This window comes from Leifsonia soli, assembly GCF_013408745.1.
GTDB lineage: Bacteria > Actinomycetota > Actinomycetes > Actinomycetales > Microbacteriaceae > Leifsonia > Leifsonia soli.
The window spans coordinates 2,187,429-2,203,157 of sequence record NZ_JACCBJ010000001.1; the positions used below are offsets into that span (position 1 = coordinate 2,187,429).

The 15,729-nt window shown below is 73.0% G+C and carries 15 protein-coding genes; 7 read left to right on the forward strand and 8 right to left on the reverse strand.

What is annotated here, in order from left to right:
- Positions 1 to 89: 89 nt before the first annotated feature.
- On the forward strand, positions 90 to 884 hold the full coding sequence (locus BJ963_RS10640; protein ID WP_089908246.1) for an oxidoreductase: 795 nt from the start codon (positions 90 to 92) through the stop codon (positions 882 to 884).
- A gap of 37 nt (positions 885 to 921) precedes the next feature.
- Positions 922 to 1,716: an alpha/beta hydrolase gene (locus tag BJ963_RS10645; RefSeq protein WP_246298028.1), complete on the forward strand. Its 795-nt coding sequence runs from the start codon at positions 922 to 924 to the stop codon at positions 1,714 to 1,716.
- Here BJ963_RS10645 and BJ963_RS10650 read toward each other — a convergent pair.
- The 3 genes from BJ963_RS10650 to BJ963_RS10660 are packed head-to-tail and all read right to left on the reverse strand — an operon-like array spanning position 1,713 to position 5,526.
- Positions 1,713 to 2,540: a helix-turn-helix domain-containing protein gene (locus BJ963_RS10650; protein WP_179456493.1), complete on the reverse strand. Its 828-nt coding sequence runs from the start codon at positions 2,538 to 2,540 to the stop codon at positions 1,713 to 1,715. The genes BJ963_RS10645 and BJ963_RS10650 overlap by 4 nt on opposite strands.
- A gap of 29 nt (positions 2,541 to 2,569) precedes the next feature.
- A complete protein-coding gene (locus BJ963_RS10655) occupies positions 2,570 to 4,465 on the reverse strand; it encodes a heavy metal translocating P-type ATPase (RefSeq protein ID WP_343037258.1) in 1,896 nt (631 codons plus the stop codon).
- Positions 4,462 to 5,526, reverse strand: coding sequence for an alcohol dehydrogenase catalytic domain-containing protein (locus BJ963_RS10660; protein ID WP_179456495.1), 1,065 nt, complete (start codon positions 5,524 to 5,526; stop codon positions 4,462 to 4,464). The genes BJ963_RS10655 and BJ963_RS10660 overlap by 4 nt, the downstream gene beginning before the upstream one ends.
- Before the next feature lie 147 nt (positions 5,527 to 5,673).
- On the opposite strand from BJ963_RS10660, the gene BJ963_RS10665 reads away from it, so the two are divergent.
- Both BJ963_RS10665 and BJ963_RS10670 read left to right on the forward strand, forming a co-directional pair.
- Positions 5,674 to 6,099, forward strand: coding sequence for a hypothetical protein (locus BJ963_RS10665; RefSeq protein ID WP_179456497.1), 426 nt, complete (start codon positions 5,674 to 5,676; stop codon positions 6,097 to 6,099).
- Complete coding sequence (locus BJ963_RS10670; RefSeq protein WP_179456499.1) at positions 6,096 to 7,472, forward strand: MBL fold metallo-hydrolase RNA specificity domain-containing protein; 1,377 nt, start codon at positions 6,096 to 6,098, stop codon at positions 7,470 to 7,472. Before BJ963_RS10665 ends, BJ963_RS10670 begins: the two co-directional genes overlap by 4 nt.
- Here the strand turns inward: BJ963_RS10670 and mgtA are convergent.
- Together mgtA and BJ963_RS10680 are read right to left on the reverse strand one after the other, a co-directional pair.
- Positions 7,444 to 10,095, reverse strand: a complete 2,652-nt coding sequence (gene mgtA, locus BJ963_RS10675) for a magnesium-translocating P-type ATPase (RefSeq protein WP_179456501.1) — start codon at positions 10,093 to 10,095, stop codon at positions 7,444 to 7,446. The two genes, BJ963_RS10670 and mgtA, sit on opposite strands and share 29 nt — an antisense overlap.
- Complete coding sequence (locus tag BJ963_RS10680; RefSeq protein ID WP_343037259.1) at positions 10,092 to 11,135, reverse strand: universal stress protein; 1,044 nt, start codon at positions 11,133 to 11,135, stop codon at positions 10,092 to 10,094. Before BJ963_RS10680 ends, mgtA begins: the two co-directional genes overlap by 4 nt.
- Before the next feature lie 49 nt (positions 11,136 to 11,184).
- Here BJ963_RS10680 and BJ963_RS10685 point away from each other — a divergent pair, with 49 nt between their 5' ends.
- Positions 11,185 to 11,739 (forward strand): flavodoxin family protein, encoded by a 555-nt coding sequence (locus tag BJ963_RS10685; RefSeq protein ID WP_089908234.1) that lies wholly within the window; start codon positions 11,185 to 11,187, stop codon positions 11,737 to 11,739.
- Between the two features lie 83 nt (positions 11,740 to 11,822).
- On the opposite strand, the gene BJ963_RS10690 is transcribed toward BJ963_RS10685, so the two are convergent.
- The 3 genes from BJ963_RS10690 to BJ963_RS10700 are packed head-to-tail and all read right to left on the reverse strand — an operon-like array spanning position 11,823 to position 13,637.
- Positions 11,823 to 12,305: a universal stress protein gene (locus BJ963_RS10690; RefSeq protein WP_089908231.1), complete on the reverse strand. Its 483-nt coding sequence runs from the start codon at positions 12,303 to 12,305 to the stop codon at positions 11,823 to 11,825.
- Positions 12,306 to 12,328: 23 nt separating this feature from the next.
- A complete protein-coding gene (locus BJ963_RS10695; protein ID WP_089908230.1) occupies positions 12,329 to 12,748 on the reverse strand; it encodes a pyridoxamine 5'-phosphate oxidase family protein in 420 nt (139 codons plus the stop codon).
- Positions 12,735 to 13,637, reverse strand: a complete 903-nt coding sequence (locus BJ963_RS10700) for a universal stress protein (protein ID WP_179456503.1) — start codon at positions 13,635 to 13,637, stop codon at positions 12,735 to 12,737. Before BJ963_RS10700 ends, BJ963_RS10695 begins: the two co-directional genes overlap by 14 nt.
- 124 nt (positions 13,638 to 13,761) lie before the next feature.
- On the opposite strand from BJ963_RS10700, the gene BJ963_RS10705 reads away from it, so the two are divergent.
- Both BJ963_RS10705 and BJ963_RS10710 read left to right on the forward strand, forming a co-directional pair.
- Positions 13,762 to 14,778 carry a zinc-dependent alcohol dehydrogenase family protein gene (locus tag BJ963_RS10705; RefSeq protein WP_246298029.1) on the forward strand — a complete coding sequence of 339 codons (1,017 nt, stop codon included), beginning with the start codon at positions 13,762 to 13,764 and terminating at the stop codon, positions 14,776 to 14,778.
- Positions 14,779 to 14,834: 56 nt separating this feature from the next.
- On the forward strand, positions 14,835 to 15,704 hold the full coding sequence (locus BJ963_RS10710; protein WP_179456505.1) for a universal stress protein: 870 nt from the start codon (positions 14,835 to 14,837) through the stop codon (positions 15,702 to 15,704).
- Positions 15,705 to 15,729 lie beyond the last annotated feature (25 nt).

Sequence of the window (15,729 nt, forward strand, 5' to 3'; positions counted from 1 at the left end):
CCGGAGGCACGCCTGCAGGACTGGGTGCCGGACTACCAGGAGAACGGCGACCATGCGCCGCCGCGCGCTCCCCCCGTAGCGTCACGCCCATGGACCTGCATCTGACCGACAGACTCGCCGTCGTCACGGGCGCGAGCTCGGGTATCGGCCTGGCGATCACGCGGGCGTTCCTCGACGAGGGGGCGAGGGTGGTCACCGGGTCGCGCACGGTCTCCCCCGAGCTGGCGGCGCTCGTCGACACCGGCCGCGTCGACGCGGTCGTCGTCGACCTGTCCACCCCCGACGGGCCCGCCGAGCTGGTGAGGCGCGCAGAAGCCCAGGGCGGCGCGGACATCCTGGTCAACAACGTCGGTGCGCTGACGCCGCGGACGGAGGGCTTCCTGGCGGTCGGCGACGACGAGTGGATGCGGACCTTCCAGCTCAGCTTCTTCGCCGCCGTGCGCGCGATCCGCGCGGTGATCCCGGGGATGCAGGCGCGCGGCGGCGGCAATGTCGTGACCATCGGATCGGTCAACGCCTTCCTGCCGGATCCCTTCATCGTCGACTACTCCGCAGCGAAGGCCGCCGTCTGGAACCTCTCGAAGGCGCTGTCGAAGGAGTACGGGCCGGACGGCATCCGCTTCAACACCATCAGCCCCGGGCCGGTGTCCACGCCCCTGTGGCTGGGCGAGCACGGGGTCGCCGCGACGGTCGCCGCAGCGCAGGGCACGGACTTCGAGACCGCGAAACGCGACGTGGTCGCCGCGCAGGGCGGCTTCAGCACCGGACGCTTCACCGAGCCGTCCGAGGTGGCGGACCTCGTCCTGCTGCTCTCGAGCGACCGCGCCGGCAACACCACCGGCGCCGACTTCCTGATCGACGGCGGGCTCGTGAAGACGCTCTGACCCCGCCGACCCCGAACGACGAATCGAAGGAGCCGCCATGCCCGCTCAGCCCGTGATGTTCATCCACGGCCTCTGGATCCACTCGTCCGCCTGGCAGCCCTGGCAGGACCTGTTCACCGAGGCCGGATACGAGACGGTCGCCCCCGGCTGGCCGGGCGATCTCGCGACCGTCGAGGAGACCAGGGCCGACCCGTCCGGCCTCGACGACATCGGGATCGAGGCGATCTGCCGACACTATGCCGGCCTCATCGATGCGATGCCGGTGAAGCCCGTCCTGGTCGGGCACTCCTTCGGCGGACTCATCGCGCAGGAGCTGCTGGCCAACGGATACGGCGTCGCCGCGGTCGCGATCGATCCTGCGCCGATCAAGGGCGTCAACATCCTGCCGTTCTCGCAGTTGCGCTCGGCCCTTCCGGTGCTGGGCAACCCGGCGAACAGGAAGCGCACGGTCGCCCTCACCGCCAAGCAGTTCCGCTACGCGTTCGGGAACGCGATCCCCGAAGCCGAATCGGACGCCCTCCATGACGCGTGGACGATCCCCGGGCCGGGTCGCCCGCTGTTCGAGGATGCGACGGCGAACTTCGTGAAGGGGTCGCCCGCCACCGTCGACACCCATGTCGCCGACCGGGGACCGCTGCTCCTGATCACCGGGACGGAGGACCACACCGTTCCGCGGTCGGTGACCGCAGCGGTGGCGAAGCTCTACGCGGGCGGTCCCGCGGTCACGGACTTCCAGGAGTTCGAGGGACGCGGCCATTCCCTCACCATGGACTCCGGGTGGCGCGATGTCGCCGACGCGGCGCTCGCGTGGATGAAGGAGAAAGGCTTCTAGCCCGCGACGCCGGACGCGACGACCTCCAGCCGGGCGAGCGCCTCCTCGGAGGCGCTGCCGCGCTCGGCGTGGTAGACGACGATGACGGGGTGGTCGCTCCCCGCGAAGCACAGACGTTCGAAGGCGAGTTCGATGGGGCCGACCACTGGATGCGACAGCAGGTTCACCCCGCTCGCCGCAGCCCCCACGTCGTGTCTCCCCCAGAGCTCGGCGAACCGGCTGCTCCCCTCCATCAGGCCGGCGACGAGGTCGGGCAGGCGCGGATCCAGCGGGGGCGTCGCCGCCTGCGCCCGCAGGTAGGAGACGAGCCGCACGGTCATCTCCTCCCAGTTGACGTAGAGGGCGCGCACGCGCGGGTCGAGGAACGCCGCCTCGACGAGGTTCACGCCGGGACGGAACGACGGCGACAGCGCTCCCGCCAGGGGATTGGCGCCGATCACGTCGAGGATCCGGTCGTGCACGATGGCGGGAGTCGACAGTGCGGCGATGAATGCGGCCAGGCGGTCTGCGCCCTCCGGCGTCTGCTCCGCTTCGTATCCGCGATCGGGCAGCGGCCGCACCAGCCGGTGGAGGAACTCCTCGGAGGCGGGGGCGAGCAGCAGCGCACGGGCGATGGCGGTGACCACCTGGGTCGACGGGTGACGTTCGCGACCCTGCTCCAGGCGCAGGTAGTACTCCGAGCTGATCCCGGCGAGCGCCGCGACCTCCTCCCGGCGGAGCCCGGAGACAAGGCGCCGGCGGCCGTCCTCGGGCAGGCCGACGTCCTCCGGCCGCACCGATTCGCGCCGAGCACGCAGGTAGTCGCCGAGGGCGTTGTCCGCCATGAGTGGATGCTAGCCGTTCGCCTCCCGGATCACACCTGCGCCGGAGCACCGCCGCCGACGACGGGAGCCCTGGCCGCCCGGGGCGCCCGCGCGGCGCGCAGGGCGGCGAGGATCGTCGCGAGGTCGACGGCCTCCTGGAGGAGCGCTCCGACGATGGCCGGGATGACGCCGAAGGCGGCGATCAGCATCAGGACGACGGAGGCGGCGATGCCGAGCCAGATGCTCTGCAGTGCGATGCGGACGGTGCGGCGGGAGATCGCGACCGCGTCGACCACGCCGGCGATGTCGTCCACGAGGAGCACGACATCCGCCGATTCGCTCGCCGCCGTCGCGCCCTTCGCACCCATCGCGACGCCGACATCGGCGCGGGCGAGCACGGGGGCGTCGTTGACGCCGTCCCCCACCATGACCACGGGACGGTCGGCGATCTCGGCCACCCTGCGCACTTTGTCGGCGGGGAGGCATTCGGAGAGGTACCGGGTGATGCCGAGCGCGGCAGCGGTGTGCGCGGCCGTCTCCTCCGCATCGCCGGTGAGGAGCTCGACGTCCGTCACGCCGAGGTCGCGCAGACCGCGGAGAGTCGCCTCGGCGTCGGGGCGGGGCGGATCGGCTTCGATGATGACCCCGGCGTAGGCGTCGTCGACGGTGACGTACACGGCCAGCTCCCCCGGGCCGATCTCGGCGCGCGGGGTGTCCGGTGCGAACTCCCGCGCGAAGGCGAGCTTCCCGACCGCCACGCGGCGTCCGTCCACCTGGGCGAGCACGCCGTTGGTGGCGTGCTCCTCGGCGGAGGCCACCTCGCGGAGCGCGACGGACCGCTTCTCGGCCGCCTGCACCACCGAGGCGGCGAGGACATGCGAGGAGTACTGCTCGGCGCTCGCCGTCAGCGAGAGCAGCTCGGTCGCGTCGACTCCGGGTGCCGGCCGCACCTCGCGGAGCACGGGGCGGCCGGTCGTCAGCGTCCCGGTCTTGTCGAAGACGACGGTGCGGGCACGCGCGAGCACCTCGAACACCGACCCGGTGCGCACCAGGATGCCGGTGTGCGCCGCCCGGCTCATGCCGCCGATGAACGCCACCGGCGCCGCGATCAGCAGCGGGCACGGCGTCGCCAGGACGAGGACCTCCGCGAACCGCACGGGATCGCCGCTCACCGCCCAGGCGACGGCGCCCAGCAGGAGCGAGAAGACGGTGAACGGCACGGCGAACCGGTCGGCCAGCCGGACCACCCGCGGCCTGCTGCTCGCCGCCTGCGCGACGAGGGCGACGATCTGCTGGTACTGACTGTCGGCGGCGACGGCCGTCGCGCGCAGCCGCACGGCCTCCGAGCCGTTGACGCTGCCGCTGAGGACCTCGTCGCCGGGCGACCGGTCGACGGGAAGGCTCTCGCCGGTGAGCGACGACAGGTCGAACGCGGCGGCATCCAGCAGGGCCCCGTCCACCGGCACCACTTCGGCCGGCCGCACCAGCAGGATGTCGCCGATGCGGACATCGCCGATCGGCACGTCCTCCAGCCGGTCCCCCGCGAAGCGGTGCGCCGACCGCGGCTCGCGCCGCAGCAGCGCATCCAGCTCGTGCCTGGCCCGGCGGTTGGCGTAGTCCTCGAGCGCCTCCCCGCCGCTCAGCATGAGGACGACGACGAGCGACGCCGCCACCTCCCCCACCGCCACGGTCGCCACGATCGCGACGACCGCGAGCAGGTCGACGCCGAGCCCGCCGGTGGCGAGCGTCCGCAGCATCCGGACGGTGTAGCCGACGGCCACCGCGATCGCGTACAGACCGGCGGTCCACTGCGCGGCGGTCACCGCCCCGGCGAAGAACAGCACGAGCGCGACGACGCCCACCAGCAGCGTCAGCGTGATCACGCGGTAGCGGAGGGCCGCCCTCACCAGCCGTCCCCCGACGCGCGGGCGCTCGGGAGCGGTCACTCCCGTGCTGCTGCGCCCGCGTCGGCGGGCGATTCGACCGGGAGCCCGGAGTCGTAGACGAAGACGAGCCGCGCGGGCACCTGCCCGGCGAGCACCTCCGCGACCGCCTCGTTCACGTCGGCGATGTCACGACGGGCGGCGACGACGCGGGTGCGTCCCGCCGCGTGCAGCGCGAACACCTCGACGAGGTCCTGCCGCGTCCCGACGATGGAGCCGATCACCGAGATGCCCTTGAGCACGGTGTCGAACACCGGGATGGTGAGGGTGCCGTCGGCCGGGAGCGAGACGAGCACGAGCCGGCCGCCGCGGTTGAGCGACTGGAAGGCCTGGTCGAACACGGTGGGCGCGACGGCGAGCACGATGGCGACATCCACGCCGCCCAGGTGCCGGATCGCCTGCACCGGGTCGACCTCGGCCGCGTTGACCGCGTGGTCCGCGCCCAGCTCGACCGCCAGCTCGAGCTTCTCCTCGGTGACGTCCACGGCAACCACCTGCGCTCCGACCAGCCGCGCGTACTGCACCGCGAGGTGGCCGAGACCGCCGATGCCGAAGACGGCGACGCGCTCGCCCGGCACCACGCGTGCGGCCTTCACCGCGGCATACGTGGTGACGCCGGCGCAGGTCAGCGGGGCGGCATCCAGCGGGGACACCCCATCGGGGACCGGGACGGCGAACCGCGCCTCGGCGATGGCGTACTCGGCGTACCCGCCGTCGACGGAGTACCCGGTGTTGTGCTGCGACTCGCACAGGTTCTCGCGTCCGTCGATGCAGTAGCGGCACTCGCCGCACGCGTATCCCAGCCACGGGAGCGCGACGCGCTGCCCGACCTCGCGCGTCGTGACGCCGTCGCCGAGGCGCTCCACGATCCCGACGCCCTCGTGCCCGGGGACGAACGGGAGGCCGGGCTGGACCGGCCAGTCGCCGTCGATGGCATGGATGTCGGTGTGACACAGTCCGCACGCCTCCAGGCGGACCAGCACCTGACCCGGGCCGGGGGTCGGAATCGGACGGTCTTCGAGGGTGAGCGGTTCGCGGTACTGGCTCACGACGGCTGCGCGCATGGGCGGCTCCTTTCGGTATGCCGACAGTGTGCTGCGCGCCCGGCGGCGGCCGCCGGGCCGAAGGTCCCGCGGCCCGGTCGTGGGCCTTTGGACCCTGAACGACCGGCAGCGTCCTCGCCATCCTGGGAGCGAGAGTTCGGAGGAGACATGAAACGCTGGACCCGCATCGTCCTGACCGTCCTGACGGCCGCCGTCGGCCTGAGCGCGGTCGCCGGAGGCCTCGCGCTCATCATCGGAGGAGCGACGACGACGACCGGAGCGGGCGTCGTGCCCGACCGCGCCTACCTCGGCGGCAGCCCGTTCACCTCCTATGTCGCGCCCGGGGTCATCCTCGCGGTCATCGTCGGAGGGACGCACCTGCTCGCCTCCGTCATGGTGGGCCGGCAGTCCGACGCCGGTGCGTTCGCCGCAGCGGTCGCCGCCTTCGGTCTGCTGATCTGGATCTTCGTGCAGATGATGTTCATCCCGTTCAGCCCGCTGCAGGCGGTCTACTTCGCCGCGGGTCTCGCCGAGCTCGGGCTCGTCCTCCTCGGCCTCGGCCTGTTCGGGCAGCGCCGGCCGGTCACCCCGTGACCGCATCTCTGCGGTTCCTCGGCGCGACCGACACGGTCACCGGCTCCCGGTACCTGATCGAGGACGACGGCGCGCGCATCCTCGTCGACTGCGGGCTGTTCCAGGGCTACAAGCAGCTGCGGGAGCGCAACTGGCGGCCGTTCCCCGTGGAGCCGGCGAGCGTGGACGCCGTCGTGGTCACGCACGCGCACCTCGATCACACGGGCTACCTTCCGGCCCTCGTGCGGGACGGTTTCCGCGGCCGCATCCACGCGACGATGGGGACCGCGGAGCTGAGCCGCCTCGTCCTGCTCGACAGCGGGAGGCTGCTGCAGGAGCAGGCCGCCTTCGCCGACCGCCACCACACCTCCCGGCACGCGCCGCCCCGCCCGCTCTACACCGAGCAGGACGCCCTCGCCGCGCTGGAGCACGTCGAACCGCACGCGTTCGCGCAGCCGTTCGGCCTCGGAGGGATGACGTTCCGGTTCGTCCCGGCCGGGCACATCCTCGGCGCCGCCCAGGTGCTGGTGACGACCGGCGCGGGACGGCTGCACTTCACCGGCGACCTCGGCCGTGTGGACGACCCGCTGATGCGGCCGCCGTCGCCGCTGGAGGAGACGGACGTGCTCATCTCCGAATCCACCTACGGTGACCGCATCCACTCGCGGGTGGACGCGGAGGACGCCCTCGGCCGCATCGTCACGGACGTGTGCCGCGGCGGCGGCGTCGTGCTGCTGCCCGCGTTCGCCGTCGGCCGCGCAGAGACCCTGCTGCTGCACCTGAGCCGCCTGCGCGCCACCGGCCGCATCCCCGATGTGCCGATCTTCCTCAACAGCCCGATGGCGGTCGACGCCTCCGAGATCTACGCGCGCCACCCGGAGGAGCACCGGATCCCGCGCGACGAGTTCGCCGCGATGTACCGGCTGGCCACCCTCGTGCGCACGGTGGACGACTCCAAGCTGCTCAACCTCCGCGGCGGCCCCGCGATCATCATCTCCGCCAGCGGAATGCTCGAAGGCGGCAGGATCCTGCACCACATCGACGCGTACGGCGGCGACCCGCGTAACGCGATCGTGCTCACCGGCTTCCAGGCCGGCGGAACGCGCGGTGCTGCGCTGCAGCGCGGGGAGCGGGTGCTGCGCATCCACGGCCGCGACATCCCGATCCGGGCGCGCGTGCACACCCTCGACATGCTCTCCGCGCACGCGGACGCGCAGCAGATCGTCGAGTGGATGTCGACGGCGCCGACCGCGCCGGCCGCGGTGTACCTGACCCACGGCGAGCCGGATGCCGCCGACCAGCTGCGGCTGCGCATCCGCCGCTCCCTCGGCTGGTCGGCCCGCGTGCCCGAGTTCGGCGAGACGGTCAGCGTGAGCGCGGCGACCGGGCCGTGAACCGCGACGCCCGCCGCGCGACCCGGTGCGGGTAGGCGCGGACGCGCTGCGGCAGCTCCGGCGGGCGCGACAGCCGTGCGTAGTACCAGATCTTCGCCACCTCGACGAGCACCAGGTAGGCGACCACCATCGCGGCGAGCGCCAGCACGAACACCGCGGGAAGCGGGGTGAAGCCCAGCACGCCGGCGAGCGGCGAGTAGGGCAGCCACGCGCCGATCGCCACGACGGCCAGCACCGAGAGCACGAGCGGACGCGACGGACGGCTGCGCAGGAACGGCACGCGCCGCGTCCGCACGGCGAACACGATCAGCGTCTGCGTCGCGATCGACTCGATGAACCAGCCGGAGCGGAACTCGGGCGGAGCCGCGTTCAGCGCGAACAGCATCAGCGCGAAGGTGGCGAAGTCGAACAGCGAGCTGATCGGGCCGAACAGCAGCATGAAGCGACGGATCGCCGGGATGTCCCAGTGCGCGGGCGCGCGCAGCTGCTCCGCATCCACGTGGTCGGTCGGGATGGCGAGCTGGCTCGAATCGTAGAGCAGGTTGTTCAGCAGGATCTGGCCGGGCAGCATCGGCAGGAACGGCAGGACCACCGACGCGACCGACGCGCTGAACATGTTGCCGAAGTTGCTGGAGGTGCCCATCAGCACGTACTTGATCGTGTTCGCAAAGATGCGGCGGCCCTCGGTCACCCCGTCGGCGAGCACGTCGAGGTCCTTCTCCAGCAGGAGGACGTCCGCGGCGTCCTTCGCGACGTCGACCGCCGAATCGACCGAGATGCCCACGTCCGCGCGGTGCAGGGCGAGCGCGTCGTTGACCCCGTCGCCGAGGAACCCGACGGCGCGGCCCTTCCTGCGCAGGGCCCGCACGATCCTCGCCTTCTGCTCGGGCGAGACGCGCGCGAAGATGGAGGCCGCGCGCGCCGCATCGATCAGGGCGCGGTCGTCGAGCGCATCCACCTCGTCGCCGGTGAGGGTGCCGCGCCGAGCCATGCCGAGCTGGTCGCAGACGCGCTCGGCCACGGTCGCGCTGTCGCCCGTCGCGATCTTCACCTCGACACCCAGCGCGGTGAGGCGCGCCAGGGAGGCGGCGGCGTCGGGACGCACGGCATCGGCGAACACGAGGAAGCCGCGGATCGCGAGGCCCTCCTCTGCGGTGTCATCGAGCTGGGTGAGCCCCGGGGCGGGGCGGGAGGCGACCGCCACCACGCGCGCGCCGGTCGCGTACAGCTCCGCCAGTTCCGCGGCGACGGCGTCCCCGGGGGCGGTGCACAGCGGCAGCACCGACTCCGGCGCGCCCTTGACGACCACGATCGGCTCGGACCCGGCTGCGGCGGCGAGCGCCGTGCACCGGCGCCGCTCGTGGTCGAAGGGACGGACCGCGAGCCGCCGGTAGGCGCCCACCGGCGCCTCCGCAGCCCCGGGCGCCCCGAGCAGGGCGGCGTCGAGCGGGGTCAGCCCGGCGGCGTCCCGACCGGATGCCCGGACGGCGACGGGATCGGCGTCGGTGGCCAGCAGGGCGAGCAGGAGGAGCTCGTCGGACGGGACGCCGCCCACCGGGACGGCACGGTCGAAGGCGATCCTCCCGGTCGTCAGCGTCCCGGTCTTGTCGGTGACGAGGAGGTCGAGGTCGCCGAGGTCCTCGATGCACACCATCCGCTTCACCAGCACCCGCCGGCGGGCGAGAGCGCGCGACCCCGCCGCGAGGCTGGTGCTCACCACCGCGGGAAGCAGCTGCGGGGTGATCCCGACGGCGATGGCGAGCGAGAACAGCAGGGACTCGATGACCGGCCGGCCGAGCAGCAGCGCAGCAACGAAGATCACCGACGAGAGGATGAGCGCGACGACGAGCAGGAACACCGAGAACCTGCCGAGCCCGCGCTGGAACTCGGTCTGCGGGTTCTGGACGCCGAGGCCGACCGCGATCCGGCCGAACTCGGTCTCCCCCGCCGTCGCCACGACGACGCCGGTGCCGCTGCCCGCGTGGACGACGGTCCCCATCAACGCGCACGACGCGAGATCCCCGATGCCCGCACCGTGCTCGACGGGCTCGACGGACTTCGCGACGGAGGCGGCCTCGCCCGTGACGATGCTCTCGTCGCACTCCAGCCCGGACGTCTCGATCAACCGCAGGTCGGCCGGGACGACGGTGCCCACCGCCAGCGCGACGAGGTCGCCGCGGACGAGCTCCGTGACGTCCACGCTGCGGCGCACGCCGTCGCGCACGGCGACGACCGTGTGCCGCAGCCGGTCGTGCAGCGCATCGGCTGCCCGCTCCGCGCGGAACTCGTTGACGAAGCCGAGGCCGATGCTGACCAGCAGGATGACGCCGATGATGAGCGCTTCGGCCCGCTCGCCGACAACGGCGGAGACCGCAGCGGTCGCGAAGAGGAGCACCAGGATGGGGCTGCGCACCTGCCGCCCGAGCACCCGCCACGGGCGGGCACGGTGGCCGCGCACCGCGTTCGGGCCGAAGCGCTCCAGCCGCGACGCGGCCTCGGCGCCGCTCAGCCCGGCGGTGAACGATCCGACCGCGGCGAGCACCGCCTCGACGGACTCTGCTGCGGCTTCGCGCACCGGGCTCACGCCTGGCGGCGGAGTGACCGCCGTGGCGGGGCGGCTCACCGGCGTCCGGCGCCTTCGGCTCCGGAGCCCGACCGGCGCACGACGACGACGGGAGTCCGCACGTTGAGCAGGATGTCGTGGCCGACCGAGCCCAGCATGAGCCGCTGCATCCCGTGGCGGTCGTGCGTGCCGATCACCAGCAGGCGTGCGCCGTCGGCCTCGGCGACGAGGCCGCGGGACGGCGCCGTGTCGAGCACGTCGGTGAAGACGGTCACCCCGGGGTGCCGTTCCTTCGCCCGGTCGGCGGCCTCGGCCGCGATGCGCTCGCGGCGGTCGCCGAGCGAGATCTCCGGCACGAGGCCGGCGAGGAGCGGGTTCGCGACGTAGCCGGCGCAGGCGACCGTCAGCGGCTCGCCGAGGATCTCGGCCTCTGCCGCCGCGAACTCCACCGCGGACTCCGTCTGGAGTTCCCCGTCCACGCCGACCACCACGCCGCGTCCGCCGTCCACCCAGCCGTGCGGGACGGCCGCGACCGGGGACTCCGCCACGGCAGCGACGCGCACGGCGAGCGAGCCGGCGAAAGCACGGCGCCGGTCGGCTTCCGCCGGGGTGCCGATCACGAGCAGGTCGGCGTCGCGCGAGACCGCCGCGAGCTCCGGGCCGATGTGGCCGTAGCAGTAGCGCGTGCCCACGTCGATGTCGTCGCCGGTGTCGGCCGGTGCCGCCGCAGTCCCCGTGGAGCCCGCCGGGACCGGCCCGCGTGCCCGCACCTCGCGCGCATGGTGCAGCGCGATCGTCTTCTCGGCGTCCAGCAGCGATCTCACCGCGAGGACGAGCAGGTGGCTCGGCTCGTCGGCGCTGTCGCCCCAGGAGCGCTCGATCACGTGGACCAGCTCGAGGCGGGCTCCGTCGCGTGCGGCCCGCGCCGCCGCCCAGTCGAGGGCGGCGCGGTGATCCGGCTCCCCGTCGACAGCGACCATGATCGTGTAGGACATCGCGACCTCTCCTCTGCGCCCGGCCGAACCCGGGATGATGACGACACCTCCGACGATGCCCTCACTCCGCCGGACGCCGTAGAGCCGAAGGTCCCGACCGGTCACGTGACTTTCGGCCCTGCGCAGCTGTGCGCGCCATCGTCACACTGACGGGATGAACCAGACACCTCCGGTCGCTCGCGCGACCATCATCTACGAGTCCATGTTCGGCAGCACCCGCGCGGTGGCCGAGGCGATCGCCGACGGGCTGCGCTCCGCGGCGACGGTCACCGTCCTCCCCGTGAAGGATGCGCCGGAGGCCTTCCCCGACGTCGATCTGGTCGTCGTCGGCGCACCGACGCACGCCCACGGCCTGAGCCGGCCGGCCAGCCGCACGGAGGCCGGCGCCTGGGCCGACGATCCCGATCGTCACCTCACGCTCGAACCGGACGCCGAGGGGATCGGCGTCCGCGAGTGGCTGGACAGCTGCGGGAACGCCCCCGCCCGGTTCGCCGCCTTCGACACGCGGGCGGACATGACGGAGCTGTTCACCGGGTCGGCCGCGCACAGCATCGAGAAGAGGCTCCAGAAACTGGGGTCGCGGCGATTCGTGCAGAAGCAGAGCTTCCTGGTCGACAAGAACAGCGTGCTCGAACCGGGCCAGCTGGAGCTCGCACGCGACTGGGGCCGGACGCTCGCGACCGAGCTGCAGACCCCGGCGCTCCGCTGAGCGGAGCGGCACGGACACGGAACCCCTCCGGCCGTTCGGGTCGGCCGGAGGGGGTGCGTGTCCGTGCCGATCGTTCAGCGCCCTCAGTGGCGGGCGGCGCCCTCTGCTCCGTGGATCACCAGGACCGGGCAGTCGGCGTGCTCCACGCACGAGCGGGAGACCGACCCGAGGAGCAGCCCGGTGAAACCGCCCAGGCCGCGGCTGCCCACGATCAGCATCTCGGCATCCTCCGACTCGGCGATCAGCTGGCGTGCGGGCGACCCGTTGCGGATCACCTTCGAATACCACTCCGGAGTCGTCGGCCCGAAGACCTCCGCCGCCGCCTCGTCCGCGATCGTGTGCGCATCCGCCTCCGGCGACCATCCGTCCATCACGTAGCCGGGCCACGACTGCGGGAACTCCCACACCGTCACTCCGGCCAGCGTGCACCCGAGCCGCTCGGCCATCCGCGCCCCGCGCCGGAGCGCGGAGAGCGAGGAGGCCGAGCCGTCGACGCCGACGACGATGCGGCCACCGGGGTGGATGCGGTCCTCCGACTCTGCGGCGGATTCGTTCCGATCGGACATGTGCGTTCCTTTCCGGGGAGGGGTCACCAGCGCTCGGGCTCCGCCGTGCGGCGGAAGCGCCGGCCGCTGAGAGCGGTGACGTCGATGTGGATGTAGCGGTACTTGAGCGTCGGCACCCACGGCTGCAGGGGCGCGCGATCCGCCTCGTCGATCTCGGCCTGCTGCTCGAGCTGGCGCGCGCGGCCGTGGGCGACGACGCTCCAGGCGTCGGTGTCCGTATAGCCGTCGGTCTCGAACGCGACGGCGCTGTGCACGGTCAGCTCGAGCAGCTTGGTGCCCGGTGCGGTGCGGATCAGGATGCTGTCGCCGTCGGAGTAGTAGTTGACGGGAAAGATGTCGACCTCTCCCCCGACGGTGGTGGCGAGCCGGCCGAGCACGCCCTGCTTGAGCAGTTCGCGGCATTCGGCCCTGTCCAGCTCCTGGACGGGATCATCGGACGACATGGGCCTCCCCTTCCGGTTGCGGCTCCGCCGGAACCGCGGGCGGAGCGTGGACGACGATGGTCGGCGACGACACGTTGAGCAGGACGTCGTAGGCGACGGAGCCCAGACCTCCCGGCTGGGCCTCCTCGCGGCGGGAGTCGCCGACGACGAGCACCTCGGCGCTGCGGGCGATGTCGTTGAGCGCGGTCCCGGGAGGCCGCCGCACCACCCGGCTGCGGATCGTGATCCCCGGCTGGCGGTTGCGGACGCGCTCGACGGCCGTCGCGAGCAGGCGCCGCGCATCGTCGTCGTACTGCGCCAGCTGCTCCGGTTCCGTCTCCCGGCGGGCGGCGCCGGTGGCGGACGCTCCTGCCGACCGCACCGCGATGAGCTCGCAGTGGTGGTCGCAGGCCAGGTCGGCCGCCAGGTCGAGGGCCGCGTTGCCCGCCGGGCTGTCGTCCACACCGACGACGACGCCGCGACGCAGGCGCGACTCCGTGTCCGGCACGATCGTGACCGGGCCGACAGCGAGATTCGCGAGCTGCAGGCTGCGGGAGCCGAATGCGCGGCCGTAGTGGAATCCCGTCTTGTGCGTGCCGACGACCAGCATGGTCTCCGCATCCCCGAGGGAGGCGAGGACGGTCATCGGGCTGCCGCTCAGCAGCTCAGCGCGCAGCCCGGCCGTGCCCTCCAGCGAACGCGCGTACGCGACCTCGCCGTCGAGCAGCCGGCGGGCGCCGGCGTCGACCTCGTCGATGAGCTCGGCGCCGACGGCGCCCCACTCGTCGTCGGCGATGTGTGCGAGCGTGACCTCGGCGCCGTGCTCCCTGGCGTGGCCGATGGCCCAGCGGATCGCGGCGCGGGAAGGCAGCGAGCCGTCGACGCCGACGATGTATCTGCGGATCTGCATTCGGGTACCTCCGTTCCCACTGTCGCGCGCGGGAGAACGCGGCGAAGGGTCCTTGGTCCCGCGGGACCTTCGGCCCGGAGCACTCCGCAGCGGACCGCTTGACTCGACCTCGAGGAGGCGGGCTATGACGTCCATGCGAGCGTGGCGGACCACGGGTGAGCCGGGAGGCCTGGAGGCCGTCCGCATCCCGGTGCCGGAGCCCGCGGCGGACGAGGTGCTCGTCCGGGTCGAGGTGTGCGGCATCTGCCGCACCGACCTCCACGTCGTCGACCACGAGATCCCGGTGCACCGCCCGCGTGTCGTGCCCGGGCATCAGGTCGTCGGGCGCGTCGAAACGGTCGGGGACGACGTGCGCGGTCTGGCGCGCGGGGATCGCGTCGGGGTCGCCTGGCTGCGGCGCACCTGCGGCGAGTGCGCCTTCTGCCGCGCGGGCGCAGAGAACCTCTGCCCGCGGTCGGAGTACACCGGCTGGGATGCGGACGGCGGCTTCGCCGAGTACCTCACGGCGCCCGCGGCCTACGTCTACGCGCTTCCGCCGGACGCGGACGCGGAGACGACAGCGCCCCTCCTCTGCGCGGGCATCATCGGCTACCGCGCCCTCGAACGGGCGAACCTCGTCCCGGGCGGCACGCTCGGCATCTACGGTTTCGGGTCGAGCGGTCACGTCACCGCCCAGCTCGCGCTCGCCTCCGGAGCCCGCGTGTTCGCCCTGACCCGCGGCGAGCAGAACCGGGAGCTCGCGCGGGAGGTCGGCGCCGCCTTCGTCGGCGCGGAGGACGACGCGCCGCCGGAGCCGCTCGACGCCGCGATCGTGTTCGCCCCGGCCGGCGAGCTCGTGCCGGTCGCGCTGCGGGCGACGCGCAGCGGCGGCACGGTCGTCCTCGCCGGGATCGAGATGTCCGACATCCCGGCGCTGTCCTACGCCGATGCGCTCTTCCGGGAGCGCGACCTGCGGACGGTCACCGCCAACACCCGGGCCGACGGGATGCGGTTCCTCGCCCTCGCGGCCAACCTCCGGCTCCGCCCGCGGGTCACCGGCATCCCGTTCGAGCAGCTGCACGATGCCATCGACCGGCTCCGCGACGGCCGCGCCCGGGGGTCGATGGTGCTGCACGTCGCAGCGGGCCAGAGCGGGTCCTGACATACGGAGCTCCCGGCACGCGGAGCTCCTGGCGCACACAGAAAGAAGGACAACGGATGCTGAAACGGATCGTCGTCTGCTGGAACGGCTCGGTGGCCTCGGAGGCCGCGCTCGCCTGGGCGCTCCGGCTGTCCCGCGACACCGGGCTCCACATCGAGGTCTTCGATGTCGTCGAGCGCGCGCTCTTCGTCGGCGACGACGGCGCGCTCGAACGCGCCACCGCGCAGGAGGAACAGCGTCTCGCCCTGCGGCTGGAAGAGCTGGCGGCCGATCATCCCGGCGCGGTGACGGCGAGCGCGCTGCTCGTCGGCGATGCGCTCGAGGTGCTGTCCGAGCAGACCACACCCGCGGCGCTGGTCGTCGTCGGCACCGCGCACCGGGTCGGACCGCGCGTCCGCTACGGCTGGTCGCTCGGCGCGCGGCTCGCGACGCAGGCCGCTGGACCGGTCGCGATCGTCCCGGTCGAGGATCCCGCGGTGGCACGGCAGCGGTCCGGCATCGTGGTGGGCGTCGACGGCTCCGCCGTTGCGTCGCGCGCGCTGGAGTTCGCGGCCGAGCAGGCCGTGACCCTCCATCAGCCGCTGCGTGTCGTGCACTGCTGGCAGGAGCCGCTGGCGCAGGAGCCGCTGATCGTGCCGGAGGACGATTTCGTCGACTCGCTGGAGGAGGCGCACCGCCAGCTTCTCGACGCGCTCGTCCGCCAGGCCAGGGAGGCGCATCCCGCTCTCACGGCGGAGCCGGTGCTCCTCCGCCGCACGCCCGTCGCCGGCCTCCGGCTCGAGTCGGAGCACGCGTTCCTGCTCGTCGTCGGCAGCCGCCGCCTCAGCGGGTGGTCGCGCACCTGGCTGGGATCCGTGTCGCACGGGCTCGTGCTCGACCTGGTCGCTCCGACCATCCTGGTCGGTCCGGAGAGCGGAGACGACTGACCCCGAGGCTGCTCACGCCGGGGAT